This is a genomic window from Pseudomonas sp. Sample_14 (genome assembly GCF_004307515.1).
GTDB classification, from domain to species: Bacteria; Pseudomonadota; Gammaproteobacteria; order Pseudomonadales; family Pseudomonadaceae; genus Aquipseudomonas; species Aquipseudomonas atacamensis.
Genome location: NZ_RCOC01000056.1, coordinates 35,813 through 60,854 on the forward strand (window position 1 = coordinate 35,813; position 25,042 = coordinate 60,854).

At 61.3% G+C, this 25,042-nt stretch carries 22 protein-coding genes; 12 read left to right on the forward strand and 10 right to left on the reverse strand.

Annotated elements, in window-relative coordinates; all coding sequences use genetic code 11:
- Window positions 1-97: 97 nt before the first annotated feature.
- Both D8U61_RS12485 and D8U61_RS12490 read right to left on the reverse strand, forming a co-directional pair.
- Window positions 98-1,279 (reverse strand): CaiB/BaiF CoA-transferase family protein, encoded by a 1,182-nt coding sequence (locus tag D8U61_RS12485; RefSeq protein ID WP_130902448.1) that lies wholly within the window; start codon window positions 1,277-1,279, stop codon window positions 98-100.
- A 267-nt stretch (window positions 1,280-1,546) separates the two neighbouring features.
- Complete coding sequence (locus D8U61_RS12490; RefSeq protein WP_024013978.1) at window positions 1,547-2,881, reverse strand: dicarboxylate/amino acid:cation symporter; 1,335 nt, start codon at window positions 2,879-2,881, stop codon at window positions 1,547-1,549.
- A gap of 347 nt (window positions 2,882-3,228) precedes the next feature.
- Between D8U61_RS12490 and D8U61_RS12495 the strand changes: the two genes are divergently transcribed.
- On the forward strand, window positions 3,229-4,227 hold the full coding sequence (locus D8U61_RS12495; RefSeq protein WP_130927028.1) for an AraC family transcriptional regulator: 999 nt from the start codon (window positions 3,229-3,231) through the stop codon (window positions 4,225-4,227).
- Between the two features lie 197 nt (window positions 4,228-4,424).
- Here D8U61_RS12495 and D8U61_RS12500 read toward each other — a convergent pair whose 3' ends face one another.
- From D8U61_RS12500 to D8U61_RS12510, 3 genes are all read right to left on the reverse strand, one after another.
- Window positions 4,425-5,771, reverse strand: coding sequence for an ATP-binding protein (locus tag D8U61_RS12500; protein ID WP_073472181.1), 1,347 nt, complete (start codon window positions 5,769-5,771; stop codon window positions 4,425-4,427).
- Complete coding sequence (locus tag D8U61_RS12505) at window positions 5,768-6,445, reverse strand: response regulator transcription factor (RefSeq protein ID WP_016773623.1); 678 nt, start codon at window positions 6,443-6,445, stop codon at window positions 5,768-5,770. Before D8U61_RS12505 ends, D8U61_RS12500 begins: the two co-directional genes overlap by 4 nt.
- Window positions 6,446-6,591: 146 nt before the next feature.
- Window positions 6,592-7,197 (reverse strand): membrane protein, encoded by a 606-nt coding sequence (locus tag D8U61_RS12510; RefSeq protein WP_041479569.1) that lies wholly within the window; start codon window positions 7,195-7,197, stop codon window positions 6,592-6,594.
- Between the two features lie 143 nt (window positions 7,198-7,340).
- Between D8U61_RS12510 and D8U61_RS12515 the strand changes: the two genes are divergently transcribed.
- On the forward strand, window positions 7,341-8,132 hold the full coding sequence (locus tag D8U61_RS12515) for a dienelactone hydrolase family protein (protein WP_122611656.1): 792 nt from the start codon (window positions 7,341-7,343) through the stop codon (window positions 8,130-8,132).
- Window positions 8,133-8,284: 152 nt separating this feature from the next.
- Entirely contained in the window at window positions 8,285-9,010 is a 726-nt protein-coding gene (locus D8U61_RS12520) for a 4'-phosphopantetheinyl transferase superfamily protein (protein WP_130927029.1), read from the forward strand.
- 107 nt (window positions 9,011-9,117) lie between these two features.
- Here D8U61_RS12520 and D8U61_RS12525 read toward each other — a convergent pair whose 3' ends face one another.
- Entirely contained in the window at window positions 9,118-10,728 is a 1,611-nt protein-coding gene (locus tag D8U61_RS12525) for an ATP-binding protein (protein ID WP_130927030.1), read from the reverse strand.
- Window positions 10,725-11,447: a response regulator gene (locus tag D8U61_RS12530; protein WP_056788095.1), complete on the reverse strand. Its 723-nt coding sequence runs from the start codon at window positions 11,445-11,447 to the stop codon at window positions 10,725-10,727. The genes D8U61_RS12525 and D8U61_RS12530 overlap by 4 nt, the downstream gene beginning before the upstream one ends.
- An 859-nt stretch (window positions 11,448-12,306) precedes the next feature.
- Here D8U61_RS12530 and D8U61_RS12535 point away from each other — a divergent pair.
- Entirely contained in the window at window positions 12,307-15,201 is a 2,895-nt protein-coding gene (locus D8U61_RS12535; protein ID WP_024013986.1) for a ribonucleoside-diphosphate reductase subunit alpha, read from the forward strand.
- Between the two features lie 951 nt (window positions 15,202-16,152).
- On the opposite strand, the gene D8U61_RS12540 is transcribed toward D8U61_RS12535, so the two are convergent.
- Together D8U61_RS12540 and D8U61_RS12545 are read right to left on the reverse strand one after the other, a co-directional pair.
- A complete protein-coding gene (locus D8U61_RS12540; protein ID WP_130927031.1) occupies window positions 16,153-16,560 on the reverse strand; it encodes a response regulator in 408 nt (135 codons plus the stop codon).
- A gap of 82 nt (window positions 16,561-16,642) precedes the next feature.
- The gene (locus tag D8U61_RS12545; protein WP_051600590.1) at window positions 16,643-16,837 is read right to left on the reverse strand and encodes a Flp family type IVb pilin; all 195 of its coding nucleotides are present in this window, start codon (window positions 16,835-16,837) and stop codon (window positions 16,643-16,645) included.
- Between the two features lie 338 nt (window positions 16,838-17,175).
- Between D8U61_RS12545 and cpaB the strand changes: the two genes are divergently transcribed.
- From cpaB to D8U61_RS12585, 8 genes are read left to right on the forward strand one after another with little or no spacing between them, the layout of a single operon-like run.
- On the forward strand, window positions 17,176-18,117 hold the full coding sequence (cpaB, locus tag D8U61_RS12550; RefSeq protein WP_130927032.1) for a Flp pilus assembly protein CpaB: 942 nt from the start codon (window positions 17,176-17,178) through the stop codon (window positions 18,115-18,117).
- A gap of 20 nt (window positions 18,118-18,137) precedes the next feature.
- Complete coding sequence (locus D8U61_RS12555) at window positions 18,138-19,355, forward strand: type II and III secretion system protein family protein (protein ID WP_130927033.1); 1,218 nt, start codon at window positions 18,138-18,140, stop codon at window positions 19,353-19,355.
- Complete coding sequence (locus D8U61_RS12560) at window positions 19,352-20,542, forward strand: pilus assembly protein (protein ID WP_130927034.1); 1,191 nt, start codon at window positions 19,352-19,354, stop codon at window positions 20,540-20,542. Before D8U61_RS12555 ends, D8U61_RS12560 begins: the two co-directional genes overlap by 4 nt.
- Window positions 20,539-21,807, forward strand: coding sequence for a CpaF family protein (locus D8U61_RS12565; protein WP_039763729.1), 1,269 nt, complete (start codon window positions 20,539-20,541; stop codon window positions 21,805-21,807). The genes D8U61_RS12560 and D8U61_RS12565 overlap by 4 nt, the downstream gene beginning before the upstream one ends.
- Window positions 21,808-21,824: 17 nt before the next feature.
- Entirely contained in the window at window positions 21,825-22,709 is an 885-nt protein-coding gene (locus D8U61_RS12570) for a type II secretion system F family protein (protein ID WP_130927035.1), read from the forward strand.
- Between the two features lies 1 nt (window position 22,710).
- Window positions 22,711-23,595: a type II secretion system F family protein gene (locus tag D8U61_RS12575; RefSeq protein ID WP_130927036.1), complete on the forward strand. Its 885-nt coding sequence runs from the start codon at window positions 22,711-22,713 to the stop codon at window positions 23,593-23,595.
- A 23-nt stretch (window positions 23,596-23,618) separates the two neighbouring features.
- The gene (locus D8U61_RS12580) at window positions 23,619-24,341 is read left to right on the forward strand and encodes a tetratricopeptide repeat protein (protein WP_073471815.1); all 723 of its coding nucleotides are present in this window, start codon (window positions 23,619-23,621) and stop codon (window positions 24,339-24,341) included.
- A 9-nt stretch (window positions 24,342-24,350) separates the two neighbouring features.
- Window positions 24,351-24,623 (forward strand): DUF3613 domain-containing protein, encoded by a 273-nt coding sequence (locus D8U61_RS12585; RefSeq protein ID WP_130927037.1) that lies wholly within the window; start codon window positions 24,351-24,353, stop codon window positions 24,621-24,623.
- Between the two features lie 110 nt (window positions 24,624-24,733).
- On the opposite strand, the gene D8U61_RS12590 is transcribed toward D8U61_RS12585, so the two are convergent.
- A partial coding sequence (locus D8U61_RS12590; RefSeq protein WP_130927038.1) for a DUF6124 family protein occupies window positions 24,734-25,042 on the reverse strand: 309 nt, incomplete at its 5' end.

A 25,042-nucleotide genomic window follows, 5' to 3' on the forward strand; every position in this document is an offset into this window, starting at 1 on the left:
GTGCCCTGACTGGCCCCTTCGCGAGCAGGCTCGCTCCCACAGGGGAATGCATTTCAATGTGGGAGCGAGCCTGCTCGCGAAGGCGGCGGCATGGGCGCTACAGAATCACCTTGGCCGAACGCAACTCGGCGATCCGCCCAGCACTCAAGCCCAGCTCCCCCAACACCTCATCCGTATGCTGCCCCAACCCGGCGCCAACATGCCTTGGCGCCGGCAACGCCTCAGAAAATTTCAACGGACAGGCCATCTGCGCCTGCGTCGTGCCATCTCCGCGCGGCACCTGCGTCACCAGCTTCCGCGCCTGCATTTGCGGATGGCGCAGCGCCTCGCCCAGACTCAATACCGGCTCGACACAGGCATCGACCCCGGCGAACAACTCACACAGTTCTGCAAAATCATGCCGCTCGAATTCGATCCGCAACGCCTCTTTCAAGGCCTGTTGTTGCTCAGGCCTGGGCGACAACCCGTGCGCCGCCAGTTCCGGCCGGCCCAGCGCCGTGCACAATTGCTGCATGAAGGCCGGCTCCAGACTGCCCACCGACATCCAGCGCCCATCCCGGGTACGGTAATAATCGTAAAAGCTGCCGCCATTAAGCATCTGGTCTTCCCGGCCCGGTTCCACGCCGCAGGCCAGATAGCCAGCGCCGGCCATGGCGTTCAGGCTGAACGCGCAGTCGGTCATGCTCACATCCAGATGGGTGCCCTGCCCGGTTTGCTGACGGGCAATCACCGCTGCCAGCAAGCCGATCACGCCGTGTAGCGAGCCGCCCGCCACGTCCGCCACCTGCATGCCAAGCGGCAACGGCCCGCTGTCGGCGCGCCCGGTATAGCTGGCAAGCCCGGCCAGCGCGAGATAGTTGATGTCATGCCCGGCGCGTTCCTTGTACGGCCCGGTCTGGCCGTAACCGCTGATCGACACATAAATCAGCTTTGGATTGATCGCTTTCAACGCTTCGTAACCCAGGCCCAGACGCTCCATCACCCCGGGGCGAAACTGCTCAAGGACGATGTCGTACTCGCCCAGCAGTTGCTTGATGATCTGCAGCGCTTCGGGCTGTTTCAGATCAAGCGCCAGACTGCGCTTGTTGCGGTTCAGATAAGCGTGACTGGCCGAGACACCGCCATCATGCGGCGGCAGCACCCGCAGCAGATCCATACGGGTTGGCGATTCGATGCGCAGCACCTCGGCGCCCATGTCCGCCAGCAGCAACGAGGCGAACGGCCCCGGCAGCAAGGTCGAGAAATCGAGAATCTTCAGTGAGGCCAGCGGTGCAGACATGGGCGAACTCCTTGGGCGATGTACTCAGCCTAGGCAGCCATCGTCGATGCGGCAATCACCGCAAATGTCAGCAGGTGTGACCGTTGCGCTCAAATTCCGGGCAAGAAAAAACCCCTGTGGCGAGGGGATTTATCCCCGATGGGTCGCGAAGCGGCCCCTTCTCTGGAATTGGAAGAAGAGGCCCGCTGTGCAGTCCATCGGGGGTAAATCCCTCACCACAAGGGATTTTTTACAACCTCACATCGTACTGATGCGCAGTTCTTGTATTTACTTCACATTACTCGGGGTTGGGCCTTCAGCCACACCCAGGTCGTCTTCTTCACGCTCGTCGGAGATACCGCGACCGCCGGAGGCCAGCTCGGTCTGCAGTTGATCGGTGTCCAGCTCCTTGACCCACTTGGCGACGACGATGGTCGCTACAGCGTTACCGACCAGGTTGGTCAGGGCGCGGGCTTCGGACATGAAGCGGTCGATACCGAGGATCAGCGCCAGACCGGCAACCGGCAGGTGACCTACCGCCGACAGCGTTGCGGCCAGGACGATGAAGCCCGAACCGGTCACACCCGCCGCGCCTTTGGAGGACAGCAGCAGCACCAGCAGCAGAGTGATCTGGTGGGTGATGTCCATGTGCGTGTCAGTCGCCTGGGCGATGAACACGGCCGCCATGGTCAGGTAGATCGAAGTACCGTCGAGGTTGAACGAGTAACCGGTCGGGATCACCAGACCCACGACGGATTTCTTCGCGCCCAGACGCTCCATCTTGATCAGCATGCGTGGCAGTGCCGATTCCGACGAGGACGTGCCCAGTACGATCAACAGTTCTTCACGGATGTAGCGCACCAGCTTGAACACGCTGAAACCGTGAGCCCGGCAGATCGCACCCAGCACCAGCACGACGAACAGAACGCAGGTGATGTAGAAGCAGATCATCAACTGGCCCAGTTGCACCAGCGAGCCGACACCGTAGGCACCGATGGTGAACGCCATGGCACCGAACGCACCCAGTGGCGCCAGTTTCATGATCATGTTGATGATGTTGAACATCACGTGAGCGAAGCGATCGATCATGTCCAGCAGCGGACGACCGTACGAGCCGAGGCGGTGCAGGGCGTAGCCGAAGATCACCGAGAACATCAGCACTTGCAGGATGTCACCGGTGGCGAACGCGCCAACGATGGTGTTCGGGATCACATTGAGGAGGAAACCGACAATGCTCTGGTCTTTACTGGCCGTCACGTAGGTGGCGATTTTCGAGGCGTCGAGGGTGGTGACGTCGATGTGCATGCCGGCGCCCGGTTGCACAACGTTGACCACGACCAGACCGATCAGCAGGGCAATGGTGGAAACGATTTCGAAGTACAGCAGCGCGTAGCCGCCGGTCTTGCCTACCGACTTCATGTTCTGCATGCCGGCGATGCCGCTGACAACAGTACAGAAGATGATCGGGGCGATGACCATTTTGATCAGCTTGATGAAGCCGTCACCCAGTGGCTTGAGGGCCACACCGGTCTGCGGATAGAAGTGACCAAGCAGGATGCCGATGGCGATGGCAACGATCACCTGGAAATACAGGGATTTGTACAGTGGCTGACGAGTCGTCATTGCAGGTTTCCTCAAGCGTCCAGCGGCAACATCCATCTGTCGAGCGCTGAACCTTAATTGCGAACCCTCCTGCACTGGAGGGATTTGTTGTTGGAACGGCATTTTTCCCGGTCGGAGAAATGCACGCTTCTGTGGCTTTTATCGCAAACGTCGTGCCAGATTGGTGCGAATGGCAGCAAGCCTTTTGATATCAGGGGCTGCGGGATTTTCCTGTCACCAATCAGTGACTTGAGGCATGGCGGATTTCCGCCAACTGAGCGTTCAGTGTCCTGCAATTTGGCGGAAATCCGCCTTGTTGCGTTGCCGGCCCGCCGTTACGATCGGTGCCTGAACAAGGATTGCCGCTTATGCGCGAACGCACCATCGCCAGCCATTTCGCCCGTGCCGCCCTTGGCGGTGCGCGCCGGCGCGGCCTGGATTATTCAGGCCTGTTGCAGCAACTGGGGATCAGCGCGGAATTGCTCGACGAGCCCCGCGCGCGCATTGCCCCGGAGCAGTTCACCCGGCTGATTCAGGGTTTGTGGCTGGCGCTGGACGACGAATACCTGGGTTTCGGCAGCGCGCCGAGCAAGCCCGGCAGCTTCGCCATGATGTGCCACGCCTCGATTCACTGCCGCAACCTGGAGAAGGCTCTGCAACGTGGTTTGTTGTTCTACAGCCTGTTCCCCGACGCCCCACGCCTGACCCTGCGTCGCGAAGACGAATGGGTGCGTTTGAGCCTGGACGACGCGCAGTGGTGGGACCCGGATCATTTTCTCAGCGAGAGTTTGTTGGTGATCTGGCACCGCCTCGGCAGTTGGCTGATCGGCCAGCGCATTCGCCTCGAGCAGGCGACTTTCAGCTATCCGCGCCCCGAGCACGGCGGCGAATACGATCTGCTGTTCCCCTGCCCGCTGACCTTTGATGCCGAGCAAAGCAGCCTGCTGTTTCACAGTCGCTACCTGGCCATGCCGCTGTTGCAGGACGAACGCACGCTCAAGCATTTTCTCGAACGCTCCCCCGCCGACCTGCTCTCACGCCCCGACGACGGCGACAGCCTGAGCAGCCGCCTGCGCCGCTTGCTCAGCCGCGACGCTGCGAGTTGGCCGGATCTGGAAGCGGTTGCGGCGCATCTGCATATCAGCCCGCAGACCTTGCGCCGGCACTTGCGCGAGGAAGGCACCAGTTTTCAGGAGCTCAAGGATCAGCTGCGGCGGGATATCGCCATCTACCATCTGGGCCGGGCGGATCTGTCTTTGCAACAGATTGCCGAGCAGCTCGGGTTCTCTGAGCCTTCGGCGTTTCATCGGGCGTTCAAGAAATGGACGGGGCTGACACCGGGGGCTTATCGGGCGCAGGAATTGTGAAAGATCAAAAGCCCCTCACCCTAACCCTCTCCCAGAGGGAGAGGGGATTGATTGGGGATGCTGAAGATCTGGACCGGCCTGACAGTTATTCAGTGAATCCATATCCACTGCAAGTTGCTCAGGTCGATAAATTTCTCAAGACACTTAGGTCAGTTCCCTCTCCCACTGGGAGAGGGTTAGGGTGAGGGCCGCTTCATTCACACCGCAGGAAAATGAATCCTGAACGCCGCCCCGCCCATCGGTGAATCACCCAAAGCCAAACGCGCGTTGTAGCTTTCGATGATGTCCTTGACCACCGCCAGCCCGATGCCCTGCCCGGGATGCTGGGCATCCAGGCGTTCGCCGCGCTCAAGAATCCGCGCACGCTGATCGAGTGGCACGCCCGGGCCATCATCCTCGACGCACAATTCGATCCCGGCCAAGGACTCGCGCACGCTGACCCGCACTTCGCCGAGGCACAGGCGATAGGCGTTTTCCAGCAGGTTGCCGAGCATTTCCAGCAGGGCGCCCTGCTCGATCGGCACGTAGCAATGCTCCGGCAGATCAAAGGTCACGCGCACATGTTTGTCGCGGTAGACCTTGTCCAGCGTATCGCAGAGGCTTTTGAGCACCGGTTGCAGGCGCACCTGATGACGCACCAGGCCGCTTTTGCGCAGGCTGGCCCGTTGCAGTTGGTAGCTGATCTGCTGGCTCATGCGTTCGATCTGGCTTTGCAGGACCCAGGCCTGGTCGCGGTCTGCGGGACGCTGGGCCATGTCTTCGCTGACGCCTTGCAGCACCGCCAACGGGGTTTTCAGGCTGTGGGCGAGGTCGTCGAGGGAGTCGCGGTAGCGGCTGCGTTGCTGGCGTTCGCTGAGCAGCAAGCGGTTGAGCGAGCCGGTCAGGCGCAGCAGTTCACGCGGGTGTTTTTCCGTCAGGCTTTCGCGGGTACCGCCTTCGATTTCGTCGAGTTCCTGGCTCAAGCGGCGTAAGGCCTTGAGGCCCCAGGTCAGGCCGATCCAGAGCAGCGCCAGCAACACCAGCAATGCCGCGCCGAAGCCCAGATAGAGATTTTCGCGCAGGCCTTCGAGGGTGGTTTCGTATTCACGCACCGGTTGCAGTGCGACGATGCTGAACGCTGCGCTTTTGCCGCCGAGCAGTTTGACTTCGACGTCGTAGACGAAGAACTCCTGACCGCTGGCTTCACGAATCCGCGCGAACTCGTTGCCGAGGCCGTCGTAACGCGGTTTGTAGTTGATCTGTTCTTCCTGGGTGGCTTTCGAGCGCCACACCAGTTTGCCGTCGCGGTCGTAGATATAGCCGAGCAAGCGGAAATCGGTAAGGTTGAAACGCTCGTCGGGCAATTGCGACGGCATCACCAGCCGACCGTTTTCCACCCGCGCGGCGGAGATCAATGTGGTGACGTCGGAGGCCAGGCGTTGTTCGATCGAGTCCTGCAAGGCAAGGCTGAAGGCGCCCTGCATCGCCGGCAACAATGCGAGCATGAACAGCACCGCCAGCGTGGTGGCGGCGAGCATCAAGCGAACGCGAAGGGAACGGATCAAGTGCAGCGCTCATTGAACAGGTAACCGAGGCCGCGCACGGTGTCGATCGGTTTGAACCCGGCCGGGCCTTCGAGTTTGCGGCGCAGACGGCCGACCAGCACTTCGATGACATTCGGATCGCGCTCGTCGTCATCCGGATACAGCTGCTCCATCAAGCGATCCTTGGGCACCACTTGCTGGTGATGGCGCATGAGGTATTCGAGGATGCGGTATTCGTAAGCAGTCAGCGCCAGCGGTTGCTCATCGAGGCTGGCCTGTTTGCGATTGAGGTCGAGCAGCAACGGCCCGGCAACGATGGTCGACTGGGTGAAACCGCTGGAGCGGCGCAGCAATGCGTTCAGGCGTGCGTCGAGTTCTTCGAACTGGAACGGCTTGACCACGTAATCGTCGGCACCGGCGGCGAGTCCTTCAACCTTGTCCTGCCAGTTGCCGCGCGCGGTGAGGATCAGGATCGGGAAGGTCTTGCCGCCCGAGCGCAACTGGCGGATCAGGTCGAGCCCGCCCATGCCCGGCAGGCCGAGATCGATCACCGCCAGATCGAAGTTGTACTGACCGGTCTGGTACAGCGCCTCCTCGGCATTGGCCACGGACTCGACCACATGACCGCTTTCCGTCAGGCGGGTTTGCAGGTGATGACGCAACAGCGCCTCGTCTTCGACGACCAACAGTTTCATGCCTTTCTCCCTATCACTTGAACTCTCCAGGCAACTACCTGTGGGAGCGAGCCTGCTCGCGAATCCGGTGGATCAGCCAAGCAAGTGTCGGCTGATACACCCCTTTCGAGCAGGCTCGCTCCCACACGTCAAACTGCGACAACCGCTTAGAAATAGTAGTTGGCCGACAGGTAGGTCTGCGCGCTGCTGGTCAAGTCCAGCGAGCCCTGTTTGCTGCCGCCGCTCTCTTTCATTTCGGTGCTGGCGTTGCTGCGCAGGTAACGGTAACCGAGTTCCACCGAGGTGTTCTGCGAAACTTGCTGCAACACACCGACCTGGCCACCGATGGCGTAACCGATATCGCTGTCACGGCTGAAACCTGGCGAATCCTGCGTCAGCTTGGTCAGACCGGCCGTGGCGCCACCGAACAACTTGGTGCTGCCGCCCACCGGATAGAACAGGTCATAGCTGCCGAGCAGATTTTCCTGGCGCAGTTTAACGCCATTGTGCGAGCCGGAAACGTTGTCGTAGGTGGCGTAGTAGCGGCCCTGGCTGTTTTGCTGACCGAGGCGCATGCCGTAGGTGTTGTTGCCGTCGATGGCCCCGGTGACGTTGGGGTTGCCGAGATTGTTGTTGAGCGCGTGGGACTTGTCGATCTTGTCGCTGGTCTGGCCGAACGTCAGGCCGGCGAAGTTGCTGGTGTCGTCGGCGTTGGCCGCGATGCTGGAGCCTAACAGGGTAAAAGCCAGCAGCAATTTGTTTAAACGAGTCATGGGTATTTCCTCTTTCACAGTGCTGTTTGGGTATGGCGCAAGGTTACTGAGCCGCCCCTGTACGGCCCCTGAACCGTCTCTGAACCTGACCTGAACCGGATCGACTAGGCTGTTCTGACCACTTTCAATAAGGAGACCCGACCATGCGCCTGTTCCTCGCCCTCACTTTGCTGGCAGTCAGCAGCTTCACCCAGGCTGCGATCAAGACTGAAGAAATCCCCTACCAAAGCGCCGACGGCAGCCAACTGATCGGCTACTACGCCTACGACGACGCGATCAAAGGCCCACGCCCCGGCGTTGTCGTGGTCCACGAATGGTGGGGGCTGAACGATTACGCCAAGCGCCGCGCGCGGGATCTTGCCGGACTTGGCTACAGCGCGCTGGCCATCGATATGTACGGCGAAGGCAAGAACACCGAGCACCCGAAAGACGCCATGGCCTTCATGCAGGCAGCGACCAAGGACGCCGATGCGGCGAGCAAGCGCTTCGCCGCCGGGCTCGATCTGTTGAAGAAGCAAAAGCAGACCGACCCGAACAGGATCGCCGCCATCGGCTATTGCTTCGGTGGCGCCGTGGTGCTGAATGCGGCGCGTCAGGGTGTGCCGCTGGCCGGCGTGGTGAGTTTCCATGGCGCGCTGGCAACCAAGACCCCGGCGACTCCGGGCAGTGTGAAGGCGAAAATCCTCGTCGAGCACGGTGCGCTGGACAGCATGGTCACTCAGGACCACGTCACCGCGTTCAAGTCGGAGATGGACAAGGCCGGGGCGGACTACCAGTTCGTCAGTCTGGATGGCGCCAAGCATGGTTTCAGCAATCCGGATGCCGATCGCCTGAGCCATGGCGAGCATGGCGGGCCGGACATTGGTTACAACAAGGCGGCGGACGAGAAGTCGTGGGCGGATATGCAGGCGTTCTTCAAGAAGATTTTCGGTTGAGTCAGTAACGACCGAGGCGCGGCTTTCGCGAGCAGGCTCGCTCCCACACCGGATATCTGTCGCCCAGAAGATCCCTTGTGGGAGCGAGCCTGCTCGCGAAGGCTTCACCGCCGATCTCGACCTCGCCCCGACTAACCGGCAAAATGCCCGCCATGCATACCACCCCCACCCTGCCCGCCTGCTGCACTGCGCTCGACAGCCATTGGCCGTTGCCGACGGTCCTGGCCGATACCGTGCTGCTCAGTACCCACTTCGACCCGGCACGCCTGCTTGGCGATGACTTCCAGCGCAGCGCTGTGCTGGCGCCGCCGAGCATTCAGCGCTCGGTGGCCAAGCGCCAGGCCGAGTTTCTCGCTGGACGCATCTGCGCGCGGGCCGCGCTGCAACAACTCGAAGGCCTGAATATCGTCCCGCCGATTGGCGAAGACCGCGCGCCGGTGTGGCCGGCGCACATCTGCGGCTCAATCACCCACAGCACTGGCCGCGCGGCGGCGATTGTCGCCAACAAACAGCACTGGCGCGGCTTGGGCATGGATCTGGAAAACCTGTTGAGCCACGAGCGCGCTGAACGCCTGGCCGGGGAAATTCTCACGCCAGCGGAACTGCAGCGCATGGCGGCGGGTTCTCAGGAGCAACTGGCGCTGCGGGTGACCCTGACGTTTTCGGTGAAAGAGAGTTTATTCAAAGCGCTGTACCCGATCGTGCAGCAGCGCTTTTATTTCGAGCATGCCGAAGTGCTGGAATGGACTGCGGCGGGTCAGGTCAGGCTGCGGTTGCTGACTGATTTGTCGAGCGAATGGCGCAACGGATCGGAGCTGGAGGCGCAGTTTGCAGTGCAGGATGGGCAGTTGTTGAGTCTGGTCAGCATTCCTGCCTGAAGTTTTGCATTGCCTGTTGTGGCGCCTTCGCGAGCAGGCTCGCTCCCACAGGGGATTGCATTTCAAATGTGGGAGCGAGCCTGCTCGCGAAGGCGGTATCCCGAATCTCAGCGGCGCTCCTGATTCCTCGGCCAGCTCAGACTGAAACAGGCCCCACCCAGACTCTTGCTCTTGCCAATGATCGCGCGCCCGTCGTGCCAGTGAATGATCCGCCGCACAATCGACAAGCCCAGACCATGCCCGCCCGAGGCCCGCGTGCGGCTATCGTCCAAGCGCAGAAACGGCGTGAAGATCCGCTCCCACGCCACTTCCGGCACGCCCGGTCCGTCGTCCTCGACGTCGATCCGGCAACGCAACTGGCCGACCTGATAACTTACCGTCACTTGTGAATGCGCATGGCGCATCGCGTTGCCCACCAGATTCTGCAGCGCCCGATGCAAATAGCGCGGCTCGGCCTCTACCCACGCGCCGTCGTTGTCGGCCGATGACAGACACAAACCGCGCTGCACCGTGACCTCGGCGCGCAGCGGCGCCAATTCTTCGATCACCTGATTGACCAGCGCATCCAGATCGATGCGCTGGAAGGTCAGCGCCGGCGAGCCCTGCTCCAGCCGTGCGTAAGTGAGCATCTCGTCGACCAGTTTATCGAGGTCTTCGATGTCGTGATCCATGCCTTCGCGGTATTTTTCCAGCGCTTGCGGAGTGGTCGCCGTGCCGATCATTTCCAGCCCGAAACGCAGCCGCGCCACTGGAGTACGCAGTTCATGAGAAACCGCGCGCACCAGTTCACGCTGGATCGCCAGCAACTGTTGCAAGTGCTCGGCCATGCCGTTGAACGCCGATGCCAGCCGCCCGACCGAGTCGGCACCGCGCGCCGGCACACGGGTTTCCAGGCTGCCCTTGGCGATGCGCGTGGCCGCTGCTTCGAGGCCGCGCAAACGTCGCTCGAGCTGACGCACCAACAGATAAACGATAAGACCGATCAGGGTCAGACCGAGCGCGGCAATCAATACCAGCCATTCCGGCGGGTACGGATTCATCTGATACAGCGGGCCGATTTCCAGCACCCACGGCGTGCCGACCATACCGGCGAAGACGCGGATCGAATCGCCGCCCTTGCCCAGCGCCATCACCGTATCGCCCTCGGCCACGCGGCGGCTCTGGTCTTCGTCCATGTCGGCGTCATTTACCGTGACCAGACGCAGATCGAAGCCAAAGCCCTTTTCCTGTTTTATCTGCGCCAGACGCTTGGGCTGTTCGCCGACCGGTACCCGCACCAGTTCATCGGCCAGCAGGTAAATGGTCGCCCGGGCCAGTTGCTCGCTGATCTGCTGCACCTCGCCCACCAGCATCATTTGCTCTTTTTCGCTGATCAGCCGATAGACCTTGGCCGCGTGAGGCCCGGTCTGCTCGACCAGCGCCTGACCGCGCAGCACACGGGTGCGCTGGGCCAGATCAAGGTCGGTTTCGGCGAATTTCTTCAGTGTCAGCGGTATACCAAGCAGCCGCTCCCACACCAGCAACGCGCGATGGCGTTCGGTCTGATTCATCGGTTGCAGGTTGTCGGCCATCAGCGAGAAGGTGCCGTGGGCCAGGCGCTCGCGGTATTGCTCGCTGCGCACCTGATTGAGCAGGTTCAGCGCCAGCACGCCGAGCACCGCCACCAGAATCAGCGCGGCGCACATGCCGCCGTAGATGCGCAGGAAGATCGAATTCACAGCGCCAGGTCTGCGCAGGCTTCCGGAACGAACAGGTAGCCTTTGCTGCGGATGGTCTTGATCAGGCGCGGATGGTCGGGGTCGTCGCCGATTTTCGGGCGGATACGCGAGATGCGCACGTCGATCGAGCGGTCCTGGCCGTCGTAGCCGATGCCGCGCAGGGCAGTGAAGATTTCTTCCCGGGAAAGTATCCGCCCGGCGTTGGACACCAGCAGCCACAGCAGGTCGAACTCGGCGCTGGTCAGCTCGATGCCGTTGTCGCTCAGCCAGGCTTCACGTAACGCGTTGTCGACCACCAGTGGACCGAATTGCAAACGTCGGGATTTTTCCGCGACCGGTTCCGGTGTGTCACTGCGGCGCAGCAACGCCTGGATCCGCGCCAGCAACAAGCGCGGACGCACCGGTTTGCATACGTAGTCGTCGGCACCGAGGTCGAGGCCGTGGATCTGATCAGCGTCATCGGTGCGCGCGGTGAGCATCAGGATCGGCCCGTCATACTGGCTGCGCACCTTGCGGCAGATGCTCAGGCCGTCCTCGCCGGGCAGCATCAGATCGAGGATCACCAGATCCGGCTGCTCCTTGATGATCCGCGCCGCCGCCAGCGCACCGTTGCCTTCGATCTCCACGCGCAGGCCATTGGCTTGCAGGTAATCGCGGGTGAGCTCGGCCAGTCGCTGGTCATCCTCGACGATCAATACCTGCCAGGTTTGTTGCTCCACCGGTGACCTCTGCTTGCTGTTTTTATTAAAAGAAGAAAGACAATCGCCTGACACGGACAAAACCTGTGGGAGCGAGCCTGCTCGCGAAAGCGTCTGTTGCTCCAACCTGAATGCTCAGTGGTCAACCGATTCGCGAGCAGGCTCGCTCCCACAATCCTGCGTATACCTCCCGATCATCTGTCATGTTTCAGGAGGATAAAAATGCCCATGCACCCAGCGATTGTATAAACGCCGGTCACCCGGAAAACAAGTCGGTAAATGCGTTCGGACAAGGCGGAATTCTGTGATAGGGTTCGCGCCCTTAAAAAACCGCTGAAGCGTTTTTCCAGGCAAAAAAACAGTGACAAACGGTCTGGCTCAGCAGGTTCGCGGCCTACACGCGTTTTCGCTGTTTCTTACACAAATTACGCACAGGCTTATCCACAGGTAGTACGTTGCAATCCCCCCCTGAAACGCATTATCTTGTAGCACGGCGAAAACAGAGACCCTACATATAGGGTTTTCACCTAAAACGCCCAACCACATTTCAGACCTGAAACTCAAGTGCTTTATGGCCAGTTTCCGGTAGAACAAGCGAGTTTTTTCAAGCCCAAACCGCACTGGCGGATGGCACCGTTTTATTTGGTCCGAAACGGACAAAACGGTATGGGTGTTGCAGTCATGACTGCCACCCGCGAAGGAATCCGGTGGCGAGCTTCGGCTCGTAACCAAAACTTCGGCAAGGATGCGGCGTTGCAGCCTTTTTCCTACTGTTCCGAAGTTTGTAATGCCGACGCCCGTCGGTTGCAGTGCTTCGGTACAGAACGGTGAGCACCATGACGGTGCCAAACAAACATAGAGAATGTGGAGACCACCCCCCATGCAAACCGACACAACTCGCGAGAACCCGCAGGGCACCTTGCCGCAGGCCGCCGATTCGACTTCGGATCTGGCAGCCACCGCGCCTGGCCAGCTGCGCGTGATCAAGCGTAATGGCACTGTCGTTCCTTACACCGATGACAAGATCACCGTCGCTATCACCAAAGCGTTCCTCGCAGTTGAAGGCGGCACCGCTGCCGCCTCGTCGCGAATCCACGACACCGTTGCGCGCCTGACCGAACAGGTCACCGCGACCTTCAAGCGTCGCATGCCATCGGGCGGCACCATCCACATCGAAGAAATCCAGGACCAGGTCGAACTGGCCCTGATGCGTGCCGGTGAGCAGAAAGTTGCACGCGACTACGTGATCTACCGTGACGGCCGTTCGAAAGAGCGCGCAGCTCACGCTCCTGCCGAAGCAGCAGTCAACGCGCACCCGTCGATCCGCATCACCCGCGCCGACGGCAGCCTCGCGCCGCTGGATATGGGCCGCCTGAACACCATCGTTACCGAAGCCTGCGAAGGCCTGGAAGAAGTCGACGGCGACCTGATCCAGCGCGAAACCCTGAAAAACCTGTACGACGGCGTGGCCCTGACCGACGTCAACACCGCGCTGGTGATGACCGCCCGTACCCTGGTTGAGCGCGAGCCGAACTACTCGTTCGTTACCGCCCGCCTGCTGATGGACACCCTGCGTGCCGAAGGCCTGAACTTCCTCGAAGTCGCCGAAAGCGCCACCCATCACGAAATGGCCGACCTGTACGCCAAGGCCCTGCCGGCGTACATCGCCAAAGGTATCGAGTTCGAACTGCTGAACCCTGTGCTGGCTACCTTCGACCTGGAAAAACTGGGCAAGGCGATCAACCACGAGCGCGATCAGCAATTCACCTACCTGGGCCTGCAGACCCTGTACGACCGCTACTTCATCCACAAGGATGGCGTGCGTTTCGAACTGCCGCAGATCTTCTTCATGCGCGTGGCCATGGGCCTGGCGATCGAAGAGAAGCAGAAAGAAGACCGTGCGATCGAGTTCTACAACCTGCTGTCCTCGTTCGACTACATGGCTTCGACCCCGACCCTGTTCAACGCCGGTACCCTGCGTCCACAGCTGTCGAGCTGCTACCTGACTACCGTGCCGGATGACCTGTCGGGCATCTATCACGCGATCCACGACAACGCCATGCTGTCGAAATTTGCTGGCGGCCTGGGCAACGACTGGACGCCTGTTCGTGCGCTGGGTTCTTACATCAAGGGCACCAACGGCAAGTCGCAAGGCGTTGTGCCGTTCCTCAAAGTGGTGAACGACACCGCTGTGGCCGTGAACCAGGGTGGCAAGCGCAAAGGCGCTGTGTGTGCCTACCTGGAAACCTGGCACATGGACATCGAAGAGTTCATCGAGCTGCGCAAGAACACCGGTGACGATCGTCGTCGTACCCACGACATGAACACCGCCAACTGGATCCCTGACCTGTTCATGAAGCGCGTCTTCGATGACGGCAAGTGGACCCTGTTCTCGCCATCCGAAGTACCGGACCTGCACGACCTGACCGGTAAAGCCTTCGAAGAGCGCTACGAGTACTACGAAGCGCTGACCGAGTACCCGGGCAAGGTCAAGCTGTTCAAGACCATCCAGGCCAAAGACCTGTGGCGCAAGATGCTGTCCATGCTCTTCGAAACCGGCCACCCATGGCTGACTTTCAAAGACCCGTGCAACCTGCGCAGCCCGCAGCAGCACGTCGGCGTGGTCCACAGCTCGAACCTGTGCACCGAGATCACCTTGAACACCAACAAGGACGAAATCGCCGTTTGCAACCTGGGCTCGATCAACCTGCCGAACCACATCGTCGACGGCAAGCTCGATACCGCCAAGCTGCAACGCACCGTGAACACCGCCGTGCGCATGCTCGATAACGTGATCGACATCAACTACTACTCGGTGCCGCAAGCGAAGAACTCCAACTTCCGCCACCGTCCGGTCGGTCTGGGCATCATGGGCTTCCAGGACGCTCTTTACCTGCAGCACATCGCCTACGGCTCCGACGCTGCCGTCGAGTTCGCCGACAAGTCGATGGAAGCGGTCAGCTACTACGCGATCCAGGCTTCCTGCGACCTGGCCGACGAGCGCGGCGCCTACGAGACGTTCAACGGTTCGCTGTGGTCCAAGGGCATCCTGCCGCTGGATTCGCAACAGATCCTGATCGAACAGCGTGGCGAGAAGTACATCGACGTCGACCTGAAGGAAACCCTCGACTGGGCACCGGTTCGCGCCCGTGTGCAGAAAGGCATCCGTAACTCGAACATCATGGCCATCGCACCGACCGCGACCATCGCCAACATCACTGGCGTTTCGCAGTCGATCGAACCGACCTACCAGAACCTGTACGTGAAATCGAACCTGTCGGGCGAATTCACCGTGATCAACCCGTACCTGGTTCGCGACCTGAAGGCTCGCGGTCTGTGGGACTCGGTCATGATCAACGACCTGAAGTACTACGACGGTTCGGTGCAGCAGATCGAGCGCATCCCGCAAGAACTCAAAGAGCTCTACGCGACCGCGTTCGAAGTGGACACCAAGTGGATCGTTGACGCCGCCAGCCGTCGTCAGAAGTGGATCGACCAGGCCCAGTCGCTGAACCTGTACATCGCCGGCGCATCGGGCAAGAAGCTCGACGTGACCTACCGCATGGCCTGGTACCGTGGTCTGAAAACCACCTACTACCTCCGTGCCCTGGCCGCGACCAGCACCGAGAAGTCGACCATCAACACCGGTAAGCTGAACGCTGTTTCCAGCGGCGGCAACCACGGCGACGATTCGGTTCTGGCCGCTCCGGCAGGTCCGGCGCCAGTGCCAAAGGCCTGCGCGATTGACGAGCCGGATTGCGAAGCTTGCCAATAAGCTGAGCTGATTTCAGGCGTTGCGAGACGCCTGGAATCTCGTGGCAAACAAAACCCCCGACAGACTTCTGGTTTGTTGGGGGTTTTGTTTTTTGGCGGCCTTGGCGGCCTTTGGGCCGACCGGGCTCTTGAGGTTTTGGGTGTATATCCGTTGCTGCGGGTGTTGCCGCTGGCGGTTTCGCTCTTACAGCGAGTCACCTTTTTCAGACGCCAAAAAGGTAACCCAAAAGGCTTTGCCCCGGCGTACGGCCCGCTCGCTAAAGCTCGGGGTACCTTCGTTACGGGACCGATCCGGGCGCAGCGGCTACGGTTTGCTTCGCTGCACCTCCTTCCGCTGTGTACGACTGCGTCGTACGGTCGCTGCGCTCCCACACCCGGATCGATCCCGTAACGAAGCCTGCCGAAGGGGCAAAAGATCAAAAGCCGAAGCAAAGCAAAAGCCAGATCAAGAGCCAGATCAAAAGATCGCAGCCTTCGGCGGCTCCTACAGTTGGATCGAGTGTTACCTCAAGACCAGGTCGGCTGTCGGGCCGCCTTCGCGAGCAGGCTCGCTCCCACAAAAGCAAAAGCAAAGCAGCGCAGCTGCCCGCGGCGAAGCCGCCCCATTCAACAATGAGCGTTAGCTCGAGTGCTTTTGATCCACCGGCGACGTCGGAAGGCTGAGTGGAGGGATTGATCCGGGCGTGGGAGCGCAGCGACCGTCTGGCGCAGCCAGACACAGCGGAAGGAGGTGCAGCGAAGCAAACCGTAGCCGCTGCGCCCGGATCGATCCCGGAGCGAAGGAACCCGAGCCTGCGAGGGCCGAACGTAGGAGCAAGCGTTTTTTGCTTACTTTTTTAGGCGCTTGTAAAAAAGTAAGTCGCCGTAAGGGCGAAACCGCCAGCCGCAACACCCGCAGCAACGGGTATTCCCCCACCCCCCAAGAACACGGTCGGCCCAAAGGCCGCCGAGTTCACCCAGCCCCAACCCGAGGCTTGGGAAACAAATTATCGAGAGTCTCCAACAACCTAACGTGATAAATCGGCTTGCGAAACAGATCCAGCACCTGCAACCGCAACATATCGCTGACATCCTCCATATCCGCATGCCCCGACATCACAATCACCGGCAAATGCGCCCGCGACGTATGCTCACGCAACCGCCTGATCAACGACATGCCGGACTCCTCCGGCATACGCAGATCAGTAATCACCAGAGCAATATCCGGATGCCGGGTCAGATGATGCAGCGCGAGCTTCACCGACGTCGCGGTGTGACAGACAAACCCCTCCCCCTCCAGCAACTCCGCCAACTCCAGCAACGCGTCTTCTTCATCATCAACCAGAAGCAGTTGTTGGCGGGACGACGAAGACGCGTTCATAGGCAATACCTGAATACTGAAAGGTAAATCCAGTGTAGTGCGATATCAGCCAGGTGCAGAGTTCATAAAAATAGAAGGGTGCTTAAGGAGCCGGTGCCGCCGGAAGTGCATTCAAAATGCTGTTGAATATCGCCAGGATCCGATCTCCAATCGGCGTAATGAACGCCACAACCACCACCGCCACCATCGCCACCACAATCGCATACTCGATCGCCGAAGCACCCTCTTCACTGCGGGCAAACGCGCGAGCCTTGGCGATCACATAATCAAAAGTCATACGAAACATAGGTCCACTCCTTCGCGCCTCTGGCGCCGACATCACCACCGCGGCAAGGTTCCACCGTGCCACCTGAGCATTGTCAACAAACCCCCGCCCAACAACTGTAAGAACGCATTAATCACAAAGCATTAATCCCATCGTTTTTCCGCCGTTTCCGGCTGTTAACTGGCCAGAGTCATACTTTGGTACGGTTATTTCGCCTGTCATTAATGGCGCTTTTGCTTGGATCAGCTAGCTTGGAAATAGCGAAATAGTTGCATGTTCATAGCTGCCGAAGCAGTCCGCCTTTCGCAAGCAAATGCAATCGGTTGTGCAGCAGGAAAGGGAGAGCCGTCATGAACAGTCGCGTCACCATGGGCCTAGCCGCGTTGCTGTTGCTCGGCGCGGTTTTTGTCGGTTACTGGGGGCTGGTGCTCAGTCGTCAGCCGGCCCCGGTCGCCGAGGCGCCCGTCGCCCCAGCGGTCAGCATTGAACAGACTGTCGCGATTGCCGAAGACCAGACCCGCCAACCGGTAGTAGTGCTGCTCCACGATGTAGCGCCGTTCACGCCGTTGACCGCCGCCGATGTGACCGTGGAAAAACTGCGCAGCGCGCCGGCCGGCAGCCTGACCAGCATTGAACAAGCAGTCGGCCGCACACCTTGGCGCCACCTCAGCGCCGGCACCTGGCTCAATGACGAAAGCTTCCAGGCTGGCGGTGCGCTGGCGCGGATGATTCGCCGCGACGAGCGCGCACTGACCGTGGCCGTCGATGAAGTGATCGGTGCCGCCGGGCAGTTGCTGCCGGGCGATTACGTTGATGTGCTGCTGTATCTGCGCGAGGACGCGAGCAATCTGCAGCAGTCGGCGCAGATCGCCGTTCCGGCCCTGCGCGTGCTCGGGATCGGTGATCAGTACGGCCTGACCAACGACGGCCAACCGGCATCGCCGAGCCTCAGCGCCGAAGAAAAACTCAAACAGGACCAGCGCCGCATCGCCGCGCGGACTGCGGTGCTGGCGGTGCCGGAACAACTGCTCAGCCGCCTGATGCTCGCCACTCAAGTCGGCACCTTGCGCCTCGCGGTGCGCAGCAGCGAAGAACAGCGGCTGGCCAAATACTGGGCCGGCGAAGCGCAATCGCCCGCGCATCTGGATCGCGCCAACAGCCAGCTCTTCCAGTTCACTCAACTCGCCCTGGGCAGCGCCCAAAAAACACCTGCCACCGCCAGTGCCAGCGCGGCGCCCAGGCCTGCGGTGGAAATCATTCGCGGCAACCAGATCAGCCAACAAACCCCATGACTGCGCAAGGATTCACGTGCATGCAGAGTCGACTCAGACCGACATTGAAACCGGCGCTCCGGGCCTTGCTGTTGTTGGGATTGACGATGGACAGCGCCTTCGCGGCGGTGGGCAACTGCTCGGCACTGCCGCGCCTGCCCTCGGTGATCGAAATCGGTGAAGGCTTCCAGCAGGACATGCAGTCACCGGTGGCAATCACTCGGCTGGCAGTGGGCGACCCAAAAATTGCCGACGTGCATGCCAATGGCGGTTCGTCCTTTTTGCTCACGGGCGTCGGCCCCGGCGCGACCAGCCTGATGGTCTGGACGGCCTGCTCGGCGCAGCCGCAACAAGCCATGGTCTTTGTCCAGGGCGCGGCGACCACGGCGCTGACCAACAGCGTGCCGTCGGACGATCCGACCCTGCCATCGCAAGTGCAGACCGACATCCGCTTCGTCGAAGTCAGCCGCACCAAACTCAAGGAAGCCACGGCGTCGCTGATCGGCACGCGCGGCAATTTCCTGTTCGGTTCGCCCGGCACGCTGCCACCGATCGACGGCGTGCCGCAGCCGCGCCTGCCAGTGGATAACTCGCTGTTCAATTTCTCCTGGGTCGGCGGCAAGACCATGGCGATCATCAACGCCCTGGAAACCAGCGGCTTCGCCTACACCCTGGCGCGGCCGAGTCTGGTGGCGTTGAACGGGCAGAGTGCGAGCTTCCTGGCCGGCGGGGAAATCCCGATTCCGGTGCCCAGTTCCGGCAGCGACAGCGTGTCGATCGAGTACAAGGAATTCGGCATCCGCCTGACCCTGACGCCAACCATCATCGGCCGCGACCGCATCGCCTTGAAAGTCGCCCCGGAGGTCAGCGAACTGGATTTCGCCAACGCGGTGAACATCGCCGGCACCACCGTTCCGGCGCTGACCATCCGCCGCACCGACACCAGCGTGTCGCTGGGTGATGGCGAAAGTTTCGTCATCAGCGGTTTGATCAGCACCACCAACAGCTCGCAAGTGAACAAGTTTCCAGGCCTGGGCGACATTCCCATCCTCGGCGCGTTTTTCAAGGGTTCGCAAATCAAACGCGAAGAGCGCGAACTGCTGATGATCGTCACCCCGCACCTGGTCCAGCCATTGGCGGCGGACGCGCGTTTGCCGTCGTTGCCGGGAGAGAAGCTGCGCAATTACGACCCGAATTTCTATCGCATGTTCTTCCTCGAGAACGGTAACTTCGACAAGCGCAGCGGGTTATCGCAATGAGCCAGAATCTCAGTCAGACCTTCCTCGCCATCACCCGCAACAGCACCGATCTGGAATGGCTGCAAAGCGCACTCGCGCCACTGGGCCAGGTGGTCAGCGCCGGTGCCGGCAGCCTCGACGAACTGCTCGCACTGGTCGATGTGACGTTCGCCAATCTGGTCTTCGTCGGTCTCGATCGCGAGCATGTCGTGGCGCAAAGTGCGCTGATCGAAGGTGCGCTGGAAGCCAAGCCGATGCTGGCAATCGTCGCCCTCGGCGACGGCATGGACAATCAACTGGTGCTCAATGCGATGCGCGCCGGCGCGCGGGATTTCGTCGCCTATGGCTCACGTTCAAGCGAAGTCGCCGGGCTGGTGCGGCGCCTGGGCAAACGCCTGCCCGCCGTCACTCCCAACACGCAGCTGGGCGGGCTTACCGTGATGTACGGCGTGCAGAGCAGTTCCGACGGTGCCTTGCTCGCCAATCACATGGCCATGGTGGTGCAGAAGAGCGGCCAGCAAACCTTGCTGCTCGACCTTGGCCTGCCCCGTGGCGACAGCCTCGCGCTGTTGGGGCTGGAGAGCTCGTTTCACTTCGGCGACGCCCTGCGCCATCTGCGCCGGCTCGACGCTACGCTGATCGACAGCGCTTTCACCAGCGCCGACCACGGCCTGCGCATTCTTGCCTACGCCAACACTGACGAGCCGCTGGAAACCACCAGTGCCGCCGAGCTGTACATGCTCCTCAGCGCCCTGCGCCAGCACTTTCAGCACATTGTCGTGAACCTCACCGGGCAGGCCGACAGTGAGGCATTGCGCACCTTCGTCAGCCATTGCGACAAACTGCTGTGGTACACCGACCAGAACGTACTCAACTGCCGACGCAACCTCGCCGTGCTCAACCAGTGGCGCGAGAAAGGCATGAAACTCGAGCACGGGCGCTTGCTGATCGATCGCTACCTGAGCAACGTTGCGCCGGATGCCGATACCCTGGGCAAGACCTTCAATCTGGAAGTCATCGCCGTGCTGGCGTTCAGTCCCGATGTGCGCCTGAACGCGAAAAACCAGGGCGTGAGTCTGTTCGAACTGGCGCCGCGAGAGAAACTCACCCAGAGCCTGCGCGCCCTCGGCGAACGTCTGGCCAAGCGTTCCGAAGGCCTGAGCAAACCGAAAGTCACCTGGTTTGATCGTCTGCGAGGTCACTCATGAGCGCAGAAAAACTCTTTGGCGCGACGCCACGCGGAGCGATCGGTAACAGCGATCACGAAGGCCTGAAACTGGTCCTGCACCGCTACATCATCGACGCCATTGAGGAGTCGGGGAAAAACCTGCTGGAAGGTTCGCGCCAGCAACTGGCGCAGTTCGTCACCGACAAGGTCGCCGAATACATCGCGCGTTTGCATCTGGCGATCTCGCGCTACGAAATGGAGCGCCTCGGCGAGGAAATCGTCGACGAGCTCACCGGTTTCGGCCCACTGGAAGTCCTGCTGCGTGACCCGTCGGTGACGGAAATTCTGGTCAACGGCCCGCACCGGGTGTTCATCGAGCGCGACGGCGTTTTGCATCAGAGCGATCTGCGTTTTATCGATGCGCATCACGTCGAGCGGGTCATGCAGCGCATCCTTGCGCCGCTCGGGCGCCGCCTCGATGAGTCCTCGCCGATGGTCGATGCGCGCCTGCCCGATGGTAGCCGGGTCAACGCGATCATCCCGCCGATCGCCCTCGACGGCCCGTGCCTGTCGATCCGCAAGTTCCGCAAGGACATGCTCAAGAGCACCGACCTGATGGCGATGCAGACCATCGATCTGGCGATTTTCGAGTTTCTGCAGAACGCCGTGGGCAGGCGCTGCAACATCCTGATCAGTGGCGGCACCGGCACCGGCAAGACCACGCTCTTGAACATCCTCAGCCAGTTGATCAACCCGCACGAGCGGCTGGTGACCATCGAAGACGTCGCCGAACTGCAACTCGGCCATCCGCATGTGGTGCGTCTGGAAACCCGTCCGCCGAATGCCGAGGGGCATGGCGAGGTCAAGGCCAGCGACCTGATTCGCAACGCCCTGCGCATGCGTCCCGACCGGATCATTCTTGGCGAGATCCGAGGCGTCGAAGTGGTCGACGTGCTCACCGCGATGAACACCGGCCACGACGGTTCGATGAGCACCGTGCATGCCAACAATGCCCAGGACGCGTTGCTGCGCCTGGAGACGCTGGTCGGCCTGACCGGGCGCTCGATCGCCGAACGCACCTTGCGCCAGATGATCTGCGCCGCCCTCGACGTGATCATTCAACTGACGCGCATGCCCGATGGCCGGCGCTGCGTCAGCGAAGTGGTGGAAGTAGTCGGCATCCGCGAGGACGTCTACGTCACCAACACCCTGTTCCGCCTCGACCGCCGCACGGGGTTCGGCTTTGTGCGCGAAGCGGTCAACCCGGCCGGCGACAAGCTGCGCCAAGACGCTCACCTGGGCTGACGGCGAGGAGCACGCAGATGCTGGGACCGATCATTCTTATCGCCATTTGCCTGATGCTGCTCGGGCTGTCGATCTATCTGTTCCTGCAAGGCCTGCGCAAGACCGCGACGGAAAAAGTCCTCAATCGACTCGCTGCGGGGCAACCGCAATTGGCCGTGGAACAGACGAAATGGGTGGGATTGGAGCGCATGTTTTTGCGTGCCGGCCTCGGTCAGCCGAGCGAGCGCTTCGGCCTGTGGCTGAGCCTGTGGGCGGCGGCCATGGGCCTGGGATTTCTGCTCGGGAGCTGGGTTGGTCTGCTGATCATGATGATCGTCCCGCCCGTGGCGTTGCGGCTGTACATCGCCATTCGCTACCGACGGCGGATCCGCCGCATGATCGAACAACTGCCGCAACTGCTCGACCATACCGTGCGCAGCCTAAAGTCCGGGCGCACGCTGAGCGATGCGGTGCTGGGCGGCATCGAGGCCAGTGAAGATCCCTTGAAAGCGGCCATGGGCCGGGTGCAGCGCAACGTGCAACTGGGGGTGAACCTGCCCGATGCGGTCAGCGATTTTGCCGAGCTCTACGAGCAGGACGAATTGCGCATGTTCGCCCTCGGCCTGAAGGTCAATCACCGCTACGGCGGCAATGCCAGTGAGCTGTTGGAGAACCTGATCAAACTGATCCGCGAGCGCGACCAGGGCGCGCGGCAGTTGCGCGCGTTGACGGGGGAAACGCGCATGACCGCTTGGGTGCTCGGTTTGCTGCCGTTGATTCTGGTCAGTTACTTCATGCTGACCAACCCCGGCTACATGCTCGGCATGTGGCACGACGAAAGCGGCCAGACCATGCTGCTCAGCGCCGCCGCGTTGCAGGTGCTGGGCAGTATGGCGCTGTGGCGCATGTTGCGGAGCGTTTGAAATGGTCTGGCTCGCGGCGTTGCTGTTGCTCCTCGGTTCGCTGTTATTGCTGGGCAATCACCTGCACACCGAGCGCCGCCGCGTGCGACAGGTGCATCAGCGCTTGCATGGCCAATTGGTCCGGGAAAACCGTTTCGGCCATTGGCTGCGCGCACTGGGCAACAGCCGTTTCGGCCGGGGCTCAGTGAGCATCGACAGCGAAACCCAGACCCTGCTCGGCCGCCTCGGCTGGCGCCGCGCCAACGAACGCGCGCTCTTCGCCGCCTGCCAGATCGGCACGCCGCTGCTCGCTGTGGGGCTGGCGATCTTCTTGCAGGAAGTGTTTTTCCCGCAGACCAGCCACCGCTGGATGGCGCCGATGTTCGCCGCAGGCGGCGGCTATCTACTGCCCAAACGCCTGCTCGCCTACGCCGCCGCCCGCCGGCAGAAAACCATCGCCGTGGAAATTTCCACATTCATTCCGCTGCTGCGCATCCTCTTCGAATCCGGCATGGCCGTGGAACAAGCGCTGCGCGTGCTCAGCGTCGAAGCGCAGAAACTGCTGCCGGAACTGACCAGCGAACTGCGCCTGATCCTCAGCCGCGTCGACTCCGGTCTGGAGCTGGGGCAGGAGCTGAACAAGACCGCAGTGATGCTCGCGGTGGACGAATTCACCGACACCTGCGTGATCCTCCAGCAACTGATCCACCAGGGCGGCGGCGCGATGAAATCGCTGTTGGCGCTCAAGCAATTGCTCGATGACCGACGCCTGACCCGGCTGCAGGAATACATCTCGAAAATGTCGGCGAAGATGTCGGTGGTGATGATGCTGTTTCTGTTTCCGGCCCTGCTGATCGTACTGGCCGGCCCGGGCTTCACCGCCATTGCTCGCGCGTTCGCAAACTGACCTTGGCTCATGGAGAGCGTTTGATGAAAGTACTGATAGTCATGGCAAGTCTGTTGCTGCTCAGCGGCTGCGCCACGGATGGCCAGGCGCCGTGGACCTCGCTGCTGTCGCCGTCCAGCTGCAGCAAACTCACGTCGGAGCAGGAACTGTCGCTGAACCTCGCCGATGATCTGGCCAGCGACGGCAAGCTCCACGCCAGCCTCGCCAACCTGCAAAGCCTGCCGGACAACCTCAGCGAAGTGCGCCTGCGCAAAGCCAAGGTCTATCGCCTGCTCGGTCGCAGCGAAGCCGAGCCGCTCTACCGCAGCCTGCTCGGCGGCTGCCTCACCGCCCAGGCCGAACATGGCCTGGGCCAGGTCTACGCCGCCCGTGGCGACAACGGCCAGGCCCAGGCCCACCTGCAACGCGCCGCACGCCTGGCGCCCACTGACGAAAAAATCCGCAATGACCTCGGCGTGGTCTACCTCAACCAACTGCGCCTCAACGAAGCGAAATTCGAATTCCTCACCGCCATCGAGCTGAGCCAGAACAATCAGTTGGCGACGCTGAACATGGTCACCCTGCTGCTCTACCAGAACGACTGGCCCCAAGCCGCAGAGGTCGTCAGCCGCTCGAAACTGACCCCGGAACAATTCACCGAAGCGCAGCAACGCGCAGAAAAACTCAAAGCCCCGACCAACGCCAAAGCCACACCCGGCGACCGCGTCGCCGCCTTCATCGACCCCCTACCGCCGACGCTCGAATAGGAGACAGCCATGACCATCCGCAAAGGCCTGTGCTACCTGACCCTGCTCACCCTACCCCTCGGCGCCCACGCCATCGACACCGGCCCGGCTTCAGCGCAGCAGCAGGAAACCGAAGGCTGGCTGGTCCTGCAAAGCCGCAACAAAGCCGCCTCACCCAAACCCCAGAGTGCAACAGCCACCGAACGCGAACTGGCGATGCAGCGCTGGCTGAAGAAATACCAGTACGAGATCCCGGATTTTTACGATCCGGATGCGGGCGGGAAGATCGAGAGCAAGAATTAGTCTGGTGGAGCCCTTGAAGGCCCCTTCGCGAGCAGGCTCGCTCCCACAGTCGACCGCGTGCTTTCGGTGGGAGCGAGCCTGCTCGCGAAGAACGATAACGCCGTCGCAGGTCAGGTCTGCGGATCAACCCGATCCAGCGCTCGATTCACGGCTAGCTCGGCCAGCATGACAATCTGCTGAATCGCCAACGCCGTGCTGCGCTGAAACCCGCTCAACTCGCCAGCGAAATTACTCGCCATCGCACTCGCTGACGCCAGCGACTCACAGGCATGCGCCAACAAGCTTTCGGTATCGACATTGGGCACCACCATGAACAGCGCGCTGGGCGGGTGCGGTTTTGCGGGTTCGGGGCAGAGATAGAAATCGAGCGCGCGTTTTATCGCTTCGCGGTTTTTCACCAGATCGTCGGCGCGCATGGC

What these genes read in the sequence shown, in the direction of transcription:
- D8U61_RS12520 (WP_130927029.1), top strand. Translation starts at nt 8,285, where the DNA reads ATGCATACCACCCCCACCCTGCCCGCCTGCTGCACTGCGCTCGACAGC.
- D8U61_RS12535 (WP_024013986.1), top strand. Translation starts at nt 12,307, where the DNA reads ATGCAAACCGACACAACTCGCGAGAACCCGCAGGGCACCTTGCCGCAG.
- D8U61_RS12580 (WP_073471815.1), top strand. Translation starts at nt 23,619, where the DNA reads ATGAAAGTACTGATAGTCATGGCAAGTCTGTTGCTGCTCAGCGGCTGC.
- D8U61_RS12485 (WP_130902448.1), bottom strand. Translation starts at nt 1,279, where the DNA reads ATGTCTGCACCGCTGGCCTCACTGAAGATTCTCGATTTCTCGACCTTG.
- D8U61_RS12575 (WP_130927036.1), top strand. Translation starts at nt 22,711, where the DNA reads ATGGTCTGGCTCGCGGCGTTGCTGTTGCTCCTCGGTTCGCTGTTATTG.
- D8U61_RS12505 (WP_016773623.1), bottom strand. Translation starts at nt 6,445, where the DNA reads ATGAAACTGTTGGTCGTCGAAGACGAGGCGCTGTTGCGTCATCACCTG.
- D8U61_RS12510 (WP_041479569.1), bottom strand. Translation starts at nt 7,197, where the DNA reads ATGACTCGTTTAAACAAATTGCTGCTGGCTTTTACCCTGTTAGGCTCC.
- D8U61_RS12585 (WP_130927037.1), top strand. Translation starts at nt 24,351, where the DNA reads ATGACCATCCGCAAAGGCCTGTGCTACCTGACCCTGCTCACCCTACCC.
- D8U61_RS12555 (WP_130927033.1), top strand. Translation starts at nt 18,138, where the DNA reads ATGCAGAGTCGACTCAGACCGACATTGAAACCGGCGCTCCGGGCCTTG.
- D8U61_RS12540 (WP_130927031.1), bottom strand. Translation starts at nt 16,560, where the DNA reads ATGAACGCGTCTTCGTCGTCCCGCCAACAACTGCTTCTGGTTGATGAT.
- D8U61_RS12570 (WP_130927035.1), top strand. Translation starts at nt 21,825, where the DNA reads ATGCTGGGACCGATCATTCTTATCGCCATTTGCCTGATGCTGCTCGGG.
- D8U61_RS12490 (WP_024013978.1), bottom strand. Translation starts at nt 2,881, where the DNA reads ATGACGACTCGTCAGCCACTGTACAAATCCCTGTATTTCCAGGTGATC.
- D8U61_RS12560 (WP_130927034.1), top strand. Translation starts at nt 19,352, where the DNA reads ATGAGCCAGAATCTCAGTCAGACCTTCCTCGCCATCACCCGCAACAGC.
- D8U61_RS12515 (WP_122611656.1), top strand. Translation starts at nt 7,341, where the DNA reads ATGCGCCTGTTCCTCGCCCTCACTTTGCTGGCAGTCAGCAGCTTCACC.
- D8U61_RS12495 (WP_130927028.1), top strand. Translation starts at nt 3,229, where the DNA reads ATGCGCGAACGCACCATCGCCAGCCATTTCGCCCGTGCCGCCCTTGGC.
- D8U61_RS12545 (WP_051600590.1), bottom strand. Translation starts at nt 16,837, where the DNA reads ATGACTTTTGATTATGTGATCGCCAAGGCTCGCGCGTTTGCCCGCAGT.
- cpaB (WP_130927032.1), top strand. Translation starts at nt 17,176, where the DNA reads ATGAACAGTCGCGTCACCATGGGCCTAGCCGCGTTGCTGTTGCTCGGC.
- D8U61_RS12565 (WP_039763729.1), top strand. Translation starts at nt 20,539, where the DNA reads ATGAGCGCAGAAAAACTCTTTGGCGCGACGCCACGCGGAGCGATCGGT.